The following is a 17,967-nucleotide window of genomic DNA, read 5'->3' as shown; positions in this document are numbered from 1 at the left end:
CGCCGGGCACCGCCCGGAGGCGGCACGGCGGGGATCGGGAGGGGAGCCGGGGAACGCGGGTCAGAGCCGGTCGACCGCGACCACCCGCACGAGGGCCTCGCCCGCCTGGTCGGAGCCGGCCAGGTCGACCTCGGCCCGGATCCCCCAGTCGTGGTCGCCCGCCGGGTCGTCGAAGACCTGCCGGACCCGCCACAGCGCGTCCTCGGGGACCTCCTCGATCTGGAGCAGCTTCGGGCCGCGCGCGTCGGGGCCGGTGAACAGCTCGTCGTGCTCGGCGAAGTAGCCCTCCATCGCCTCCCGCCAGCCGTCCGCGCCGAGCTCGGGGTCGAGCTCGCCGAGGTCCCAGTAGCGGCCGAGCGCGGCCAGCTCGACGCGGCGGAACAGCGCGTTGCGCACCAGGACGCGGAAGGCGCGCCCGTTGGCGGTGACCCGGGTGACCCGCTCCTCGATGACCGCGTCCGGGTCGTCGGAGGGGTGCGCGAGCTGCTCCCACTCGTCCAGCAGGCTGGAGTCGACCTGCCGGACCAGCTCGCCGAGCCACTCGATCATGTCGATCAGGTCGTCGGTCTTGATCGACTCGGGCACCGTCTGGCCGAGCGCCTTGTAGGCCCCCGACAGGTAGCGCAGCACCAGGCCCTCACCGCGGGCCAGCTCGTAGTAGCCGATGTACTCGACGAACGTCATCGCCCGCTCGTACATGTCGCGGACGATCGACTTGGGCCGCAGCGGGTGGTCGCCGACCCACGGGTGCCCGGCCCGGTAGATCTCGTACGCGGCGTCCAGCTCCTCCTCCAGCGGCTTGGGGTAGTCGACGTCCTGGAGCAGCTCCATCCGCTCCTCGTACTCGATCCCCTCGGACTTCATCTCCTGGACGGCCTCGCCGCGCGCCTTGTTGAGCTGGGCCGCCAGGATCTGCCGCGGGTCGTCCAGCGTCGCCTCGATCACCGACAGCACGTCCAGCGCGTACGAGGGCGAGGACGGGTCGAGGATCTCGAAGGTGGCCAGCGCGAAGGTGGACAGCGGCTGGTTGAGCGCGAAGTCCTCCTGGAGGTCGACGGTGATCCGCGCGTACCGGCCCTGCTCGTCGGGCTCGTCCATCGTCTCCACCACGCCGCCGGCCAGCAGCGACCGGTAGATGGCGATGGCCCGGGAGATGTGCCGGCGACGCGCGGCCGGCTCCTCGTGGTTGTCGGTGAGCAGCCGCTTCAGCGCCTGGTAGGCGTTGCCCGGCCGGGCGATCACCGACAGCAGCATCGCGTGGCTGACGGTGAACCGGGACCGCAGCATCTCGGGCTCGGCGGTCTGGAGCTTGACGAAGGTCTCCTCGTCCCAGCCGACGAACCCCTCGGGCGCCTTCTTGCGCTGGACCTTGCGCCGCTTCTTCGGGTCGTCGCCCGCCTTGGCGAGCGCCTTCTCGTTCTCGACCACGTGCTCGGGGGCCTGCGCCACCACGAACCCCACCGTGTCGTACCCGGCGCGGCCCGCCCGCCCGGCGATCTGGTGGAACTCGCGCGCCCGCAGCCGCCGCACCCGGTGCCCGTCGTACTTGCTCAGCGCGGTGAACACCACGGTGCGGATCGGCACGTTGACGCCGACTCCGAGCGTGTCGGTACCGCAGATGACCTTCAGCAGCCCGGCCTGCGCCAGCCGCTCGACCAGCCGCCGGTACTTGGGCAGCATCCCCGCGTGGTGCACGCCGATGCCGTGCCGGACGAACCGGGACAGGTTGCGGCCGAACTTGGTGGTGAACCGGAACCCGCCGATCAGCTCGGCGATCCGCGCCTTCTCCTCCTTGGTGCACACGTTGATGCTCATCAGCGCCTGCGCCCGCTCGATCGCCGCCGCCTGGGTGAAGTGCACCAGGTAGATCGGCGCCTTCCGCTCGGCCAGCAGCTCCTCGATCGTCTCGTGCAGCGGGGTGACCCGGTAGTCGTAGATCAGCGGGACGGGCCGTTCGGCCGAGGTCACCAGCGCCGTCGGACGCCCCGTCCGGCGGGTCAGGTCCTTCTGGAAGAAGCCGACGTCGCCGAGCGTCGCCGACATCAGCAGGAACTGCGCCCGCGGCAGCTCCAGCAGCGGGATCTGCCACGCCCACCCCCGCTCGGGCTCGGCGTAGAAGTGGAACTCGTCCATCACCACCACGCCGACGTCGCTGTCGGCGCCGTCGCGCAGCGCCATGCTCGCCAGCACCTCGGCGGTGCAGCACACGATCGGCGCATCGGCGTTGACGCTGGCGTCGCCGGTCATCATTCCGACGTTCTCGCGGCCGAACATGTCGCACAGGTCGAAGAACTTCTCCGACACCAGCGCCTTGATCGGCGCGGTGTAGAACCCGACCTGGTCCTTGCCGAGCGCGGCGAACAGCGCCCCGGCCGCCACCAGGCTCTTGCCCGACCCGGTCGGCGTCGAGAGGATCACGTTGGCGCCCGACACCACCTCGATGAGCGCCTCCTCCTGCGCGGGGTACAGCGTGATGCCGCGGCCGGTCACCCACCGTTCGAACGCCTCGAACAGCGAATCGGGGCCGACGTCGTCACCGGAGGGAAGCTCATCGATAAGGCTCACCCCTCCATCCTGCCCGTGTTCGCCGGGTGCGTGGACCAGGGAGCCCCCGACGCCCGGAGACCGCTCCGGATGACCGCGCGGCCGGACCTGGCCGGGCCCGGGAAGGGCAGCGCCTTATGTCCTTTCTGTCGGCTATAAGTACGACACCGAATTGATCACCTGGAAGGACCCGCATGGCCGCTGACGACGACCGCGACGCCCACCCGTCCCAGAACGGCCACGCCTGGGCGCCGCCCGACCCCGCCGAGCAGCCCGCGGTTCGGCCCGCGCAGCCCGACGGACGGCCCGTGCACGACGCACAGCCCGGATGGCCGCCCATGGACGGCGCACAGCCCGGGTGGCCGCCCATGGCGGGCGCCGTACCGCCCGCGCCGGCGACGTCGGCCGCGCGCTCCCCCGGGCTGCTCATCGGCCTGTCGGCCGCGGGCTCCGTGCTGATGGCGGGCGTGCTGCTCACGGGCGCGATCGTGCTGTATCCGGGTGAGGCGCCGCCCCTCCGCCCGGCGGCGGCCCCTCCGTCGCCGTCGCCGTTGGCGCCGCCGATCAACGAGCCGAGGCGCACGCTGGAGCCACCGCGGGCCGTCTCCGGCTACGAACGGCAGACCGGCAAGAAGGACCGCTGGGCCGCCGCGGAGTTGCGCGCGACGATCGAGGACGTGGAGGTGCCGGGCCAGGAGGTGAGGACCTTCGGCGCGGCCGGCGCCAAAGCGATCAAGTCGGAGCTCTACTCGAACGGCGCGGGCCGGACGCTGCACCTGCTCGGGCTCGACTTCGTCGCGCTCGGCCGGACCGGGGTGGGCGGCTTCTACGATCCGCCCTCCGATGTCGACCAGATGCTCGGCGTCTTCGGCGCCACCACTCCCGTCGACCGCCCGGCCGGGCGGTACGGCGGCGTGCTGCGCTGTAGCAAGGGGCTCCAGCAGGGCAGGCGGTGGGCCGCGGTCTGCATCTGGTCGGACCGCTCGGTGATGGGCATCGTGATCGCCCCGCTGCTGCCGCCGGACCGGCTCGCCCCGATCGCACTGCGGCTCCGCGAGGCCGCCGAGCACTGAGCGCCCCGCGCCGGAACCGGACCTCCGGCCGGCACGAACTGCTCGCCGGATCGAGGGGCGGCCCGGCTCACCCTGTCGCCCGCGCGGACCGCCCCGTCCCGCCCCGTCCTGTCGGCCCGGCCGGGCCGGGTTAGGCCTCGACTTCGGTGCGGTCGCCGCCCCAGAGGGTGTGGAAGGAGCCGTCGCGGTCGACGCGGCGGTAGGTGTGGGCGCCGAAGAAGTCGCGCTGGCCCTGGGTGAGCGCGGCGGGCAGCCGGCCGGCGCGCAGCGAGTCGTAGTAGGCGAGCGCGGTGGAGAACCCCGGAACGGGGATGCCGAGCCGGGCGGCGGTGGCGACCACGTTCCGCCAGGCGTCCTGGGCATCGGCGAGGGCCTCGGCGAAGTGCGCGTCGGTCAGCAGCGTCGGCGTGGACGGGTCGGCCTCGTAGGCGGCGCGGATCCGGTCGAGGAAGCGGGCCCTGATGATGCAGCCGCCGCGCCAGATGACGGCCATCGCGCCGGCGTCGATGTTCCAGCCGTACTCGGCGCTCCCCGCCTGGATCTGGTGGAACCCCTGTGCGTAGGCGACGATCTTGGACGCGTACAGCGCCCGCTCGACCTGGTCGGCGAAGCCCGGCTCGGCCGCCGTGGCGCGCTCCGGGCCGGGCAGCCCCTGGGCCGCCTCGCGCAGGTCGGCGTGGCCGGACACGGACCGGGCGAAGACCGCCTCGGCGATGCCGCCGACCGGGACGCCGAGGTCCAGCGCCGTCTGCACCGTCCAGCGGCCGGTGCCCTTCTGCTCGGCCTGGTCCAGCACGACGTCCACGAACGGCTTGCCGGTCGCGGCATCGGTGTGCGCGAGCACCTCGGCGGTGATCTCGATGAGGTACGACTCGAGCCGGCCGGTGTTCCAGGTGGTGAAGACGTCGGCGATCTCGGCGGGGGCCAGGCCCGCGCCGTGCCTGAGCAGGTCGTAGGACTCGGCGATGAGCTGCATGTCGGCGTACTCGATGCCGTTGTGCACCATCTTGACGAAGTGCCCGGCGCCGTCCGGCCCGACGTGGGTGCAGCAGGGCGTGCCGTCGACCTTGGCCGCGATGTCCTCCAGCAGCGGCCCGAGGGCCCGGTAGGACTCGGCGGAGCCGCCCGGCATGATGCTCGGCCCGTTCAGCGCGCCCTCCTCGCCGCCCGAGATGCCGGCGCCGACGAAGTGGATGCCCTGGTCGCGGAGCGCGGCCTCGCGGCGGCGGGTGTCGGCGAAGTGCGCGTTGCCGCCGTCGACGATCATGTCGCCGCGGTCCAGCAGCGGCGCGAACTCCTCGATCACCGCGTCGGTCGGCGCGCCCGCCTTCACCATGATCACCAGCCGGCGGGGCCGTTCCAGCGACGCCACGAACGCCTCGGCCGTCTCCGCGGGCAGGAAGGTGCCCTCGTGGCCGAACTCCTCCACCAGGGCCTTGGTGCGGGCCGCGGTGCGGTTGTGCACGGCGACGGGATGCCCGTGCCGGGCCAGGTTCCGGGCCAGGTTCCGGCCCATGACCGCCAGCCCGGTGACCCCTATGCGCGCCTTGTCCATTGGATCTCCTCCTCGTGTACGCCGTACCCAGCTTCTCCGCCGGTCAGCGCCCGGCTGTTGGTTGAACTGGGGGGCGCATGTACTTGTTCCGGAAGGGAACGGACCTCCATGGTGGAGATCGGACAACGAAGTCGATCACACCCGGGGGGACGCGATGCTTGGACTGCCGGACGGGGCCACGGCCTGCCTGTTCGATCTCGACGGGGTGCTGACCCGTACCGCCGCGGTGCACGCCGCCGCCTGGAAGAAGATGTTCGACGGCTTCCTGCGTGACCGGGCGGACCGCGAGGGCGTCCCGTTCGTCCCGTTCGACCCGGTCAAGGACTACGGGCGGTACGTCGACGGCAAGCGCCGCGAGGACGGCACCCGCTCGTTCCTGGAGTCGCGCGGCATCACGCTGCCCCCGGGCGGCCCGGACGATCCGCCGGAGGCCGAGACCGTGCGCGGGCTCGGCGGTCGCAAGAACCGGCTGGTCCTGAAGATCATCAAGGACCGCGGCGTGGACGTGTACGAGGGCTCGATCGGCTACGTGCGGGCCGCCCGGGAAGCCGGGCTGAAGACCGCGGTGGTGTCCTCCAGCGCCAACACCGTCCAGGTGCTGGAGACCGTCGGCATCACCGGGCTGTTCGACGCCCGCGTGGACGGCGTGGTGGCGGCCGAGCGGAGCCTGCCCGGCAAGCCCGCCCCGGACATGTTCCTGGCGGGCGCCCGTGAGCTGGGCGTCCCCGCCGCCGCGGCCGTCGTCTTCGAGGACGCCCTCGCGGGCGTCGAGGCGGGCCGAGCGGGCGGCTTCGCGTATGTGGTGGGCGTCAACAGGGTCGACGGGGACCATGCCGCCGCGCTCGCCGAGCACGGCGCGGACGTGGTGGTGGCCGACCTCTCCGAACTGCTTGGGGGATCAGAAGGTGAGTGAAGCAGAGAGTCCGGCCCCGAGCGACCGGCCCGTCTACCAGGTCGAACCGTGGTGCGTGCGGGAGCCGGAGCTGCGGCTCGACCGGCTGGCGCAGAGCGAGTCGGTGTTCGCGCTGTCCAACGGGCACCTCGGGCTGCGCGGCAACCTCGACGAGGGCGAGCCGCACGGGCTGCCCGGCAGCTACCTGAACTCGTTCTACGAGCTGCGCCCGCTGCCGCACGCCGAGTCCGCCTACGGGCTGCCCGAATCAGGCCAGACCGTCATCAACGTGACCAACGGCAAGCTGATCCGGCTGCTGGTCGACGACGAGCCGCTCGACGTCCGCTACGGCCGGGTGCACCACCACGAGCGCGTCCTGGACTTCCAGGACGGGACGCTGACCCGGACCGTCGAGTGGACCTCGCCCGCCGACCGCAGGGTGAAGGTGACCTCGGAGCGGATGGTCTCGCTCACCCAGCGCGCGATCGCGGCGATCTGCTACGACGTCGAGCCGGTCGACCAGCCGATCCGGGTGGTCGTGCAGTCCGAGCTGGTCGCCAACGAGGAGCTGCCGCACCTCGGCAAGGACCCCAGGGTCTCGGCGACGCTGGAGTCCCCGCTGGTCAGCGAGGAGAACGTGGCCAACGGCACCAAGGTGCTGCTGCTGCACCGCACCCGCAACAGCGGGCTGCGGATGGCGGCCGGGATGTCGCACCACATCGAGGGCCCGGAATCGCTGGCGGTCGACACCGAGAGCTCCGACGACGTCGGCCGGCTGACCGTCGCGACCCGGCTGGAGCCCGGCCAGCGGCTGCGGATCGTGAAGTACCTGGCCTACGGCTGGTCCAGCCAGCGGTCCCGCCCCGCGATGCACGACCAGGTGGTGGGGGCGCTCGCGGGCGCCCGGCAGACCGGCTGGGACGGGCTGCTGGAGGAGCAGCGCCAGTACCTCGACGACTTCTGGTGCGGCGCCGACGTCGAGGTCGACGGCGACGCCGAGGTGCAGCAGGCGGTGCGGTTCGGGCTGTTCCACATCCTCCAGGCCGGTGCCCGCGCGGAACGCCGCATGATCCCGGCCAAGGGCCTCACCGGGCCCGGCTACGACGGGCACACGTTCTGGGACACCGAGACGTTCGTCCTGCCGGTGCTCACCTTCACCCAGCCTGACGCCGCCGCCGACGCGCTGGCGTGGCGGCACATGACGCTGCCGCTGGCCCGCGAGCGCGCCACGCAGCTCGGGCTGGCCGGCGCCGCGTTCCCCTGGCGGACGATCCGCGGGCAGGAGTGCTCGGGCTACTGGCCGGCCGGCACCGCGGCGTTCCACATCAACTCCGACATCTCCGACGCCGTGGTCCGGTACGTGGACGCCACCGAGGACATCCGCTTCGAGCGCGAGGTCGGCCTGGAGATCCTGGTGGAGACCGCGCGGCTGTGGCGCGGCCTCGGCCACCACGACGTCGAGGGCGTCTTCCGCATCGACGGCGTGACCGGGCCCGACGAGTACAGCGCGGTGGGCGACAATAACGTCTACACCAACCTGATGGCGCGCCGGAACCTCCAGGAGGCCGCGGCGATGGCGATGCGCCACCCCGACCTCGCCGAGCGGCTGGAGGTGACCACCGAGGAGGCCGCGTCGTGGCGGGACGCGGCGGCGGGGATGCTGATCCCCTACGACGAGCGGATGGAGGTACACCCGCAGAACGAGGGGTTCACCAACCACGCCCGCTGGGACTTCGCGGCGACCAAGCCCGAGCACTACCCGCTGCTGCTGAACTACCCGTACTTCGACCTGTACCGCAAGCAGGTCGTCAAGCAGGCCGATCTGGTGCTGGCGCTGCACCTGTGCGGGGAGGCGTTCACCGCCGAGCAGAAGGCCCGCAACTTCGAGTACTACGAGTCGCTGACGGTGCGCGACTCCTCGCTGTCGGCGCAGACCCAGGCGGTGGTCGCCGCCGAGGTGGGGCAGCTCGAGCTGGCGCACGACTACCTCGGCGAGACCGCGCTCCTGGACCTGCACGACATCAACGGCAACACCCGCGACGGGCTGCACATCGCCTCGATGGCCGGGGGGTGGAGCGGCCTGGTCGCCGGGTTCGGCGGCATGCGGGCGGGCGGCGGGCGGCTGCGGTTCGCGCCGCGGCTGCCCGGTGGGATCACCCGGCTGGCCTTCCGGCTCCGCTACCGCGGCAACCGGGTGAAGGTCACCGTGACCGCCGAGTCGGCGGTCTACGAGCTGCTGGACGGGCCGGGCCTGGAGCTCCGGCACCACGGGGAGGAGTTCATGCTGGCCGACAAGCCGGTCGAGCTGCCAATCCCGCAGCCGACCAGCGGGCCGCCGCTGTCCCAGCCGGCCGGCCGCGAACCGGCGCCGCGCCGCATCGACCCGCATGGCGGCGACGCCCGCCACCGCTCCCGCTGACCCGTCCCGAGGCCCCGCCGCGGGCCCCCGCCGCGTCATGGCGGCGGCCCGGTGCGCGGACCCGACGGGCGAGCGGGGTCAGCCTGGTGCGCCGCAGTCAATGTCGCAGGCGAGGGCCTGCGACTCGGTGGCGGTGGCGGTAGCGGTGGCAGCGACGGGGACGGGGGCCGGGCCCGATCGGCCGAGCGCGCGGTTGACCAGCAGCCGGCGCGGGCCGGGGCCCTCGTCGCCGAGCCGGTCGTAGGGGTTGGCGAGCGCGCACTTGCTGATGGACAGGCAGCCGCACCCGATGCAGTCGGTGAGGCTGTCGCGCAGGCGTTCGAGCTGGGCGATGCGGTCGTCCAGGGCACTGCGCCAGTTCTCCGACAGGTGCGCCCAGTCCTGCACGGTCGGGGTGCGCTCCTCGGGAAGGGCGTCCAGCGCCTCCCGGATCTCGCTCAGCGGGATACCGACCCGCTGCGAGACCCGGATGAACGAGACGCGGCGCAGGGTGTCGCGGGTGAAGCGGCGCTGGTTGCCCACCGTCCGCCGGCTGCTGATCAGTCCCTTGGACTCGTAGAAGTGCAGCGCGGACACCGCAACGCCGCTCCGCTCGGCGAGCTGGCCCACGGTCAGTTCGTGAACGCGATGCTCCAGGCGTGTCATAGGGGCATCCTATTCACACCTCAACCCTCATTGAGGTTCGGGGTGCGGACGGAGCCTCTGACCGTGCCCCGGAACACCCCGGGAACCGTCCCCCGGACCACCCCGGGAACCGTCCCCGGGACCTCCCCAGGACGGGGCGTCCCGGGGACGGACCCGGCGGTCAGGAGTGGGTCGGCGTGGCGCCGCCCATCCCCCGCTCGGCCTCGCGCCGGCGGTCGCCGCCCAGCCGGCGCAGCCGGAACGCGGCGCCGATCAGCACCGCGCCGAACAGGATCGAGAAGAGGCCGATCAGCCAGACGACGGCGAGGGCGCCCGACACCGGCCAGGCGAACAGCAGCACGCCGAACACGACCGAGATCACGCCGGTGACCGCGTACAGCCACTCGCCGTGGACCTCCTTGCGCAGCGCGATCGCCGCGATGATCTCCATCACGCCGGTGATCACCGCCCAGGCGGCGATCAGCATCAGCAGCGCCAGGCCGGTGATGCCCGGCCACACCAGCGCCGCGATACCGAGCACGACGCCCGCCACGCCGGACACCGCGCGCCAGGCACGGGACGCGCCGGGACCGCCGCGGACCGCCTCCGCCAGCGCCATCACCCCGTCCACCAGCGCATACGCGCCGAACAGGACGACCAGGGCCAGCACCGTGATACCCGGCCAGACCCAGGCGACGACGCCGAACAGCACGGCGAACGCGCCGCGCAGCGCCAGCACCCACCAGTGCCGGGTGATCTGATCAAACATCACTGCCTCCCGAGGACTCGTCGGCGCCGCCGCCCGTGGCGGCGCCGCTGCGGACATCGATCTCCAGCACGTCCCCGGACCGGTCGGCGACGACGGTGTCGCCCTCGTCGATCCGGCCGTCCAGCAGCATGCGGGAGAGCCTGTTGTCCAGCTCCCGCTGGATGGTGCGGCGCAGCGGGCGGGCGCCGAACTCGGGCCGGTGGCCCTTCTCGGCGAGCCAGTCCTTGGCCGCCTCGCTGACCTCCAGGCCGACGTCCTGGCCGTGCAGCCGGCGCCTGGTCCGGTCCAGCAGCAGGTCGACGATCCGGCGGAGCTGCTCGCGGTCCAGCCGGGTGAAGATGATCGTCTCGTCGATCCGGTTGAGCAGTTCGGGCCGCAGCGTGTGCAGCAGCAGGTCCATGACCTCCTCGCGCAGCTCGGGGCTGTCGCCGCCGGACTCCAGGATCATCTGCGCGCCGATGTTGCTGGTCATGATGATCACGCAGTTGCCGAAGTCGACGGTGCGGCCCTGCCCGTCGGTGAGGCGCCCGTCGTCCAGCATCTGGAGCAGGATGTTCATCACGTCCGGGTGGGCCTTCTCGATCTCGTCGAGCAGCACCACCGAGTGCGGGCGGCGGCGCACGGCCTCGGTGAGGTGGCCGGCCTCCTCGTAGCCGACATATCCGGGCGGGGCCCCGATGAGGCGGCTGACGGTGTGCTTCTCCTGGAACTCGCTCATGTCGATGCGGATCATGTGGTCGATGCCGCCGAACAGCACGTCGGCCAGCACCCGGGCGAGCTCGGTCTTGCCGACGCCGGTCGGGCCGAGGAACAGGAAGCTGCCCTGCGGCCGGTCCGGGTCGGCGAGGCCCGCGCGGGCGCGGCGCACGGCCTCGGCGACCGCGTCGACCGCCTCGTCCTGGCCGACGACCCGCTCGTGCAGGTGCTCCTCCAGCCGCAGCAGCCGGTCGCGCTCCTCCTCGGTGAGCTGGGCGACCGGGATGCCGGTGCGCCGCGACACCACCTCGGCGACGTCGACCGCGGTCACCTCCGGGACATCGTCGTGGCCGCCACGGGCCGACTCCAGCTCGGGCCGGAGCCGCTCGATCTCCTCGCGGATCGCGCCGGCGCGGGCGAAGTCCTCGCTCGCGACCGCCTGGTCCTTGTCGCGGTGCAGGCCCTCCAGGCGCTGCTCCAGCTCGCGGGCGTCGTCGGCGGGCGACAGCGAGCGCAGCCGCACCCGGGCGGCGGCCTGGTCCATCAGGTCGATCGCCTTGTCGGGCAGGAACCGGTCGGAGACGTAGCGGTCGGACATGCGCGCCGCGGCGTCGACGGCGTCGTCGGTGATGCGGAGCTGGTGGTGCGCCTCGTAGGTGTCGCGCAGCCCGGCGAGGATCTCCACGGTGTCCTCGACGCTCGGCTCGGGCACCAGCACGGGCTGGAAGCGCCGTTCGAGCGCGGCGTCCTTCTCGATGTTCTTGCGGTACTCGTCGATCGTGGTGGCCGCGACGACGTGCAGCTCGCCGCGGGCCAGCGCGGGCTTGAGGATGTTGGCGGCGTCCATGCCGCCCTCGGCGGACCCGGCGCCGACCAGGGTGTGCACCTCGTCGATGAAGATGATCAGCTCGTCGGAGTGCGCGCGGATCTCGTCCACGACCTTCTTGACCCGCTCCTCGAACTCGCCGCGGTACTTGGACCCGGCGACCATGCCGGTCAGGTCCAGCGCGACGACCCGCTTCTCCTTGAGCGGCTCGGGGACGGCGCCGTTGACGATCCGCTGGGCGATGCCCTCGACGATCGCGGTCTTGCCGACGCCCGGCTCGCCGATCAGGCACGGGTTGTTCTTGGTGCGGCGGGTCAGCACCTCGATGGCCTGCTCGATCACCTCCTCGCGGCCGACGACCGGGTCCAGCCGGCCGTCCCTGGCCTCCTCGTTGAGGTCGCGGCCGTACTCGTCCAGCGTCGGGGTCTCGCTCTGGCCGCCGCCGCGGGCCGGGCCGGACGCCGCGCCGGACTGGTCGGGGCGGCGCAGCACCGCCTCCTGGATCTCGTTCGCGGACACGCCCTGCGCGGCCAGCAGCCGGGAGGCCGCCGAGTCCTGGTTGGCGGCCAGGGCGAGCAGCACGTGCTCGGGCCCGATGTAACTGGCCTCCAGCGCCCGCGACACGCGCTGCGCGTCCAGCAGCGCCCGCTTGGCGGCCGGGGTGAGGGTGGACGGCGTCTCCCCCGGCCCCCGGTCGCTCGCCAGGTCGGCGATCCGGGCCAGCAGCCCGTCGGGCTCGGCGCCGGCCGCGCTCAGCAGGCCCCGCGCCGGGTCGGTCTGCGCGGCGGCGCCGAGCAGGTCGACCACGTCCAGGTCGGGGGCGCCGCGCTCGCCGGCGCGGTGCAGCGCCTGGCCGAGCAGCTCGCGGCCGGTCTCGCTCAGCAGGCGGCCGATGTCGACCCGCTCGACGCCGCCCGAGCGGGGCGGCCACGATTCCGGGGCGCCGAACATGCGCCCCTTCAGGTACTCGAATCCGCGGAACGGGTCGTCGAACATCGAGCCGAACGGCGTGCTGGCCACAATGGTCCCCCCGAGGTCGGTCCGTCCCCCGGCGTCGCGGCCCGGAGAAGCTCTACCCCACTGCTAGCCGCGCGCCGCTCCCGGCAAGACCACGACCACCCCCAAACTGGGCAAATTTCCCCCAGATTGGGGCATCCATGGGTCAGTCGCGGCGGGCGGCGAGGGCCTCGAGGTGCCGCTCGATCCGGTCCAGCCGGTCCCGCAGGTCGGTGATGTCGCCGTACGAGGCGGACTGCTCCAGGCGGGTCAGCCGCACCAGCAGGGCGCCGCCGGGTTCGAGGGTGACCAGCCGGGTGTCGTTGACGTGGTCGCCGCCCTGCTCCTGGATGGCCTGGTCGACGTTCTCCTGGAGCATCCCGAGGCGGGTCAGCACCTTGTGGTCGTACTCGCCGTCCCGCGCCAGGACGCTCGGCCGGCCGCGCACCACCCGGCCGAGCACGGGCATCCACGCGGCCACCCGGACGGTGATCGAGTTGGCCGCGACCAGCACCGCGGCGCCGAGCACGCCGCCCCACAGCGAGTTGTCCGGGCCGATGATCGCGTTCTGCACGACGTTGGAGAGCAGCAGCATGACCACGAAGTCGAACCCGTTGAGCTGGGCGAGCTCCCGCTTGCCCGCCAGCCGCAGCAGCACCACCATCGACAGGAAGACCCCGACCGTGCGGACGATCTTCTCGTCGACCGGGATGCCCATCGAGAACAGGTCATGCCACATCGCCCGCACCTCACCGTCGCGTCGCCGCCGTCACCGCGGCGGCCGAACCCGCCGCCGCACGCCGACACAGTGCCAGTCCCGGGCCGGAACGGCGGCGGGACCACGCCGCGCACGGCGTGGTCCCGCTGTCGTCCCTGCGGCCCGTGGCCCCCGGGTCAGTGCCCCAGGCGGTTCACCAGGGCGTTGTACTCGTCCCACAGCTCGCTCGGCAGATGGTCGCCGAAGGTGTCGAAGTGGCCGGGTACCAGGGCGGCCTCCTGCTTCCACACCTCGGTGTCGACCGACAGCAGCGTGTCCAGGTCGGCCGGGGCGATCTCCAGGCCGTCGGTGTCCAGCGCCGCCTTGGTCGGCAGCTGCCCGATCGGGGACTTGACCGCGTCGGCCTGCCCGTTCAGGCGCTCGACGATCCACTTGAGCACGCGGCTGTTCTCGCCGAAGCCGGGCCAGATGAACTTGCCGTCGGCGTTCTTGCGGAACCAGTTGACGTAGTAGATCCGCGGCAGCTTCTCCGCGTCGGTGGACCTGCCGATCTTCAGCCAGTGGCCGAAGTAGTCGCCCATGTTGTAGCCGCAGAACGGCAGCATCGCGAACGGGTCGCGGCGCAGCTCGCCGACCGTGCCCTCGGCCGCCGCGGTCTTCTCCGAGGCGATGTTGGCGCCAAGGAACACGCCCTGCTGCCAGTCGAACGACTCGGTGACCAGCGGCACCGCGCTGGCCCGGCGCCCCCCGAACAGGATCGCCGAGATCGGCACGCCCCGGGGGTCCTCCCACTCGGGCGCGATGATCGGGCACTGCCCGGCCGGGGTGGTGAACCGGGCGTTCGGGTGCGCGGCGGGGGTGCCGGTCCCGGGCGTCCAGTCGTTGCCCTTCCAGTCGGTCAGGTGCGCCGGCGCCTCGTCGGTCAGGCCCTCCCACCACACGTCGCCGTCGTCGGTGAGCGCGACGTTGGTGAAGATGCTGTTGCCCCACAGCGTCTTGACCGCGTTGGCGTTGGTGCTCTCGCCGGTGCCGGGCGCGACGCCGAAGAAGCCGGCCTCGGGGTTGATCGCGTAGAGCCGGCCGTCCTCGCCGAACCGCATCCACGCGATGTCGTCGCCGATCGTCTCGACCTTCCAGCCCGGGATGGTCGGCTCCAGCATCGCCAGGTTGGTCTTGCCGCACGCGGACGGGAACGCCGCGGCCACGTAGCGGGTCTCGCCCTCCGGCGGGGTCAGCTTCAGGATGAGCATGTGCTCGGCCATCCAGCCCTCGTCACGGGCCATGGTCGAGGCGATGCGCAGCGCGTAGCACTTCTTGCCCAGCAGGGCGTTGCCGCCGTAGCCGGACCCGTAGGACCAGATCTCCCTGGTCTCGGGGAAGTGGGTGATGTACTTGGTGGAGTTGCACGGCCACGGCACGTCGGCCCGGCCCTGCTCCAGCGGGGCACCGACCGAGTGCACGGCCTTGACGAACGAGCCGCGCTCCTCGATCAGCCGCAGCGCGCCCGCGCCCATCCGGGTCATGATCTTCATCGAGACCGCGACGTAGGCCGAGTCGGTGATCTCCACGCCGAGCTGCGAGATCGAGCCGCCGAGCGGGCCCATGCAGAACGGCACCACGTACATGGTGCGGCCCTTCATGCAGCCCTCGAACAGCTCGCCGAGGGTCGTCCGCATCTCGGCGGGCGCGACCCAGTTGTTGGTCGGCCCGGCGTCCTCGGACTTCTCCGAGCAGATGAACGTCCGGTCCTCGACCCGCGCGACGTCGGTCGGGTCGGAGGCGGCGTAGAAGCTGTTGGGGCGCTTGGCGGGGTCGAGCCGTTTGAACGTGCCCTGCTCGACCAGGAGGCCGGTGAGGCGCTCCCATTCGGCGTCCGAGCCGTCACACCACTCGACGCGGTCGGGCTGGGTCAGCTCGGCGATCCCACGCACCCAGTCAGTCAGGTCGGTGTGACTGGTCGGGGCCTGGTCGAGGCCGGGGATCCGGTTGGACACGGGGCAACTCCTTCAGCGATTCGCAGGATCTTTGCATGATGAACAAGACCGTGCGTTTTTGCCATTTGGTCTGGACCAATCGCGCCCTCTTTTGGGCCTTCCCGAAGGGTTTTGTGATTGATATCACTTGGATACCGGGCCCTGACCCCGGACACGGCCCATCCGGGCCCGCAGCCTTTCAAGCTGGGTAAACATGCGTCTCGGTGGCCTTGACAGCTGCCCATACCAGGCTGCCCTCCGCCAATCCGAGCTCCGCCACCGCTCCCGGCGTCACATCGGCGGACGCCGCGAAGGGCGGCCCGTCCAACTGGACCCGGACCCGATCCCCCTGCCGTTCGATCGCTGCCACCCGGGCCCGCCACAGATTGCGCGGGCTGCCGTCGGGCCGGGTCCGGTACAGCGCGACCGCCGATGGCGCGAAGGCCAGGAAAACGTCACCAGTCAGAGAGTCCACGGTGTCGAGCTTGCCGGCGCCGTCCTCGATCGCGACGGTCCCGCCGTCGGCCCGGCCCCGGTACAGGTTCAGCCCGACCAGGCGCGCGACGTAGTCGGTGCGCGGACGGCGGGCGACCTCGGCGGGCGTGCCCCGCTGCACCAACCGTCCCCGCTCCAGCACCACCAACCGGTCGGCGAGCACCATCGCGTCCAGCGGATCATGCGTCACCAGCACGGCCGCGCCCTCGAACCCGGCGAGGTGGCGGCGCAGCGCGGCGCGGATCTCCAGCCGGGTGTGCGCGTCCAGCGCCGCGAGCGGCTCGTCGAGCAGCAGCAGCCCCGGCCGCACCGCGAGCGCGCGGGCCAGCGCGACCCGCTGCGCCTGCCCGCCCGACAGCGCCCGCGGACGGGACGCGGCGTGCCCGGCGAGGCCGACCCGGTCCAGCCACTCGGCGGCGATGCGGCGCGCGTCGCGGCGGCCCGTCCCCTGGCAGCGCGGCCCGAAGGCGACGTTGTCGAGCGCGCTGAGATGCGGGAAGAGCAGGTAGTCCTGGAACACCATGCCGATCCCGCGCCGCTCGGCCGGCAGCGGGCGCAGATCGGCGCCGTCCACCCGGATGTGCCCGCCCGCCATCGCGACCAGGCCCGCCAGGGCGCGCAGCGCGGTGCTCTTGCCCGCGCCGTTCGGCCCGAGCAGCGCCACCACCTCGCCGGGGGCCGCAGCGAGTTCGAGGTCGAGGTCGAACGCGCCGCGCCGCACCACCAGCCGCGCGTCCAGCCCGCTCATGAGGCGCTCACCCACCGGTCGCGGAGCGCGGCGAGCACCACCACCGAGACGGCGAGCAGCACCAGGCTGAGCACGATGGCGGCCTGCGGGTCGGTCTCCAGCGCGAGGTAGACGGCCAGCGGCATGGTCTGCGTCCGGCCCGGGAAATTGCCCGCGAACGTGATCGTCGCGCCGAACTCGCCGAGCGCGCGGGCCCAGCACAGGATCGCCCCGGCCGCGACGCCCGGCGCGACCAGCGGCAGGGTGACCCGGCGGAAGATCGTCCAGCGGGTCGCGCCGAGCGTGGCGGCGGCCTCCTCGAACCGCAGGTCGGCGGCGCGGAGCGCGCCCTCGACGCTGATCACCAGGAACGGCATCGCCACGAACGTCTCGGCCAGCACCACACCCGCCGTGGTGAACGGCAGCGTCAGGCCGAACGCCGAGTCCAGCCATCCGCCGACCAGGCCGCGGCGCCCGAGCACCAGCAGCAGCGCCACGCCGCCGACCACCGGCGGCAGCACCAGCGGGACGGTGACCAGTGCCCGCACCACCCGCGCGCCGGGGAACGGGACGCGTGCCAGCAGCCACGCCAGCGGCACCCCGAGCAGCAGGCACAGCACGGTCGCCAGGGTGGCGCTCACCAGTGACAGCCTCAGCGCCTCCAGCACCTGCGGCTCGGCCAGCCGCGTCCCGAGGGTCGACCAGGGGGCGCGCACCAGCAGGCCCACGAGAGGCAGCACCAGGAACGCCAGGCCCGCCAGAGCGGGCAGGAGCAGCATCCACGGCGGGCGTCCCGGCAGCCGGTCGGCGCCCGCACCGGCGCGCCGCTCCCGCCGCTCGGGCCGCTCCCCCCGCTCGGGGCGGCCCGGACGGCCCGGCCACCGGCTCACGGCGACTCGAAGCCCGCCCCAGTCAGCACCGTCCGCCCCTGCTGGGACAGCACCAGCCGGACGAACTCCCCGGCCGGCCCCGGCTGGGGCGCCTTGGCGAGCGCGGCGATCGGATAGTCGTTGATCGCCTTGGCCGACTCGGCAAACTCGATGCCCTTGACCTGCGGCGACGCGGCCTTCACATCGCTGCGGTAGACCAGGCCGGCGTCGGCCTCGCCGAGCCTGACCTTGGTGAGCACCGCCTTGACATCCTGCTCCTGCGACACCGGGCGGATCGTGACGCCGGCCGCGGCGGCGGCCTTCTTGGCGGCGGCCCCGCACGGGACCTGTTCGGCGCACAGCACCACCTTGAGCGTGGGCCCGATCAGGTCCGGCAGCCCGTGGATCTTGCCGGGGTCGTCCTTGGGGACGGCGATGACCAGGCGGTTGCGCGCGAACACCCGGGGCGGCCCGGACGCGGCGCCGTCATCGGTCACCGGCTTCATCGTGGCCGGACTCGCGGCGGCGAACACGTCGGCGGGGGCGTCCTCGGTGATCTGCTTGGCGAGGGTGGAGCTGCCGCCGAAGTTGAACCTGACCTTCAGCCCCGGGTGCGAGCCCTCGAACGCCGCGCCGAGGGCGGTGAAGGTCTCGGTGAGGGACGCGGCGGCGAACACGGTCAGGGTCCTGCCGCCCGATGCCGACGACGCCTCGCCGTCGCCGGTGTCGCCGCAACCGGTCACGGACGCCAGGGACAGTGCGGTGACGGCCACCGCGATGCGCTTCAGCAC

General features: G+C 72.7%; 13 protein-coding genes. 3 read left to right on the top strand and 10 right to left on the bottom strand.

Translation table 11 applies throughout. The features are described from left to right. Positions 1-60: 60 nt before the first annotated feature. Entirely contained in the window at positions 61-2,565 is a 2,505-nt protein-coding gene (locus OHA34_RS37040; protein ID WP_285936637.1) for a DEAD/DEAH box helicase, read from the bottom strand. A 173-nt stretch (positions 2,566-2,738) separates the two neighbouring features. Here OHA34_RS37040 and OHA34_RS37035 point away from each other — a divergent pair, with 173 nt between their 5' ends. Then, a complete protein-coding gene (locus OHA34_RS37035; RefSeq protein ID WP_329520194.1) occupies positions 2,739-3,617 on the top strand; it encodes a hypothetical protein in 879 nt (292 codons plus the stop codon). Between the two features lie 130 nt (positions 3,618-3,747). On the opposite strand, the gene gndA is transcribed toward OHA34_RS37035, so the two are convergent. Then, positions 3,748-5,172 (bottom strand): NADP-dependent phosphogluconate dehydrogenase, encoded by a 1,425-nt coding sequence (gene gndA, locus OHA34_RS37030; protein WP_285936640.1) that lies wholly within the window; start codon positions 5,170-5,172, stop codon positions 3,748-3,750. Between the two features lie 154 nt (positions 5,173-5,326). Between gndA and OHA34_RS37025 the strand changes: the two genes are divergently transcribed. Further along, on the top strand, positions 5,327-6,085 hold the full coding sequence (locus OHA34_RS37025) for an HAD family hydrolase (protein WP_329520193.1): 759 nt from the start codon (positions 5,327-5,329) through the stop codon (positions 6,083-6,085). Continuing rightward, a complete protein-coding gene (locus OHA34_RS37020; RefSeq protein ID WP_285936642.1) occupies positions 6,078-8,483 on the top strand; it encodes a glycoside hydrolase family 65 protein in 2,406 nt (801 codons plus the stop codon). The genes OHA34_RS37025 and OHA34_RS37020 overlap by 8 nt, the downstream gene beginning before the upstream one ends. 78 nt (positions 8,484-8,561) lie before the next feature. On the opposite strand, the gene soxR is transcribed toward OHA34_RS37020, so the two are convergent. From soxR to modA, 8 genes are all read right to left on the bottom strand, one after another. Beyond that, on the bottom strand, positions 8,562-9,128 hold the full coding sequence (gene soxR, locus OHA34_RS37015; protein WP_329520192.1) for a redox-sensitive transcriptional activator SoxR: 567 nt from the start codon (positions 9,126-9,128) through the stop codon (positions 8,562-8,564). A 160-nt stretch (positions 9,129-9,288) separates the two neighbouring features. Continuing rightward, on the bottom strand, positions 9,289-9,876 hold the full coding sequence (locus tag OHA34_RS37010) for an HdeD family acid-resistance protein (RefSeq protein WP_285936644.1): 588 nt from the start codon (positions 9,874-9,876) through the stop codon (positions 9,289-9,291). Further along, positions 9,869-12,418, bottom strand: coding sequence for an ATP-dependent Clp protease ATP-binding subunit (locus OHA34_RS37005; protein WP_329520191.1), 2,550 nt, complete (start codon positions 12,416-12,418; stop codon positions 9,869-9,871). The genes OHA34_RS37010 and OHA34_RS37005 overlap by 8 nt, the downstream gene beginning before the upstream one ends. Positions 12,419-12,560: 142 nt before the next feature. Next, positions 12,561-13,133: a DUF421 domain-containing protein gene (locus tag OHA34_RS37000; protein WP_329520190.1), complete on the bottom strand. Its 573-nt coding sequence runs from the start codon at positions 13,131-13,133 to the stop codon at positions 12,561-12,563. Between the two features lie 155 nt (positions 13,134-13,288). Next, entirely contained in the window at positions 13,289-15,106 is a 1,818-nt protein-coding gene (locus tag OHA34_RS36995) for a phosphoenolpyruvate carboxykinase (GTP) (RefSeq protein ID WP_285936647.1), read from the bottom strand. Between the two features lie 178 nt (positions 15,107-15,284). Beyond that, complete coding sequence (locus OHA34_RS36990) at positions 15,285-16,328, bottom strand: ABC transporter ATP-binding protein (RefSeq protein WP_285936648.1); 1,044 nt, start codon at positions 16,326-16,328, stop codon at positions 15,285-15,287. Further along, positions 16,325-17,086 carry a molybdate ABC transporter permease subunit gene (gene modB, locus OHA34_RS36985; protein WP_285938538.1) on the bottom strand — a complete coding sequence of 254 codons (762 nt, stop codon included), beginning with the start codon at positions 17,084-17,086 and terminating at the stop codon, positions 16,325-16,327. The genes OHA34_RS36990 and modB overlap by 4 nt, the downstream gene beginning before the upstream one ends. 107 nt (positions 17,087-17,193) lie before the next feature. Continuing rightward, positions 17,194-17,964 (bottom strand): molybdate ABC transporter substrate-binding protein, encoded by a 771-nt coding sequence (modA, locus tag OHA34_RS36980; RefSeq protein WP_329522486.1) that lies wholly within the window; start codon positions 17,962-17,964, stop codon positions 17,194-17,196. Positions 17,965-17,967: the final 3 nt, after the last annotated feature.

The organism is Spirillospora sp. NBC_01491 (assembly GCF_036227065.1).
GTDB classification, from domain to species: Bacteria; Actinomycetota; Actinomycetes; order Streptosporangiales; family Streptosporangiaceae; genus Spirillospora; species Spirillospora xylanilytica.
The sequence above is the reverse complement of the archived record's forward strand: the minus strand, read 5'-3'. Positions and strand labels throughout refer to the sequence as shown.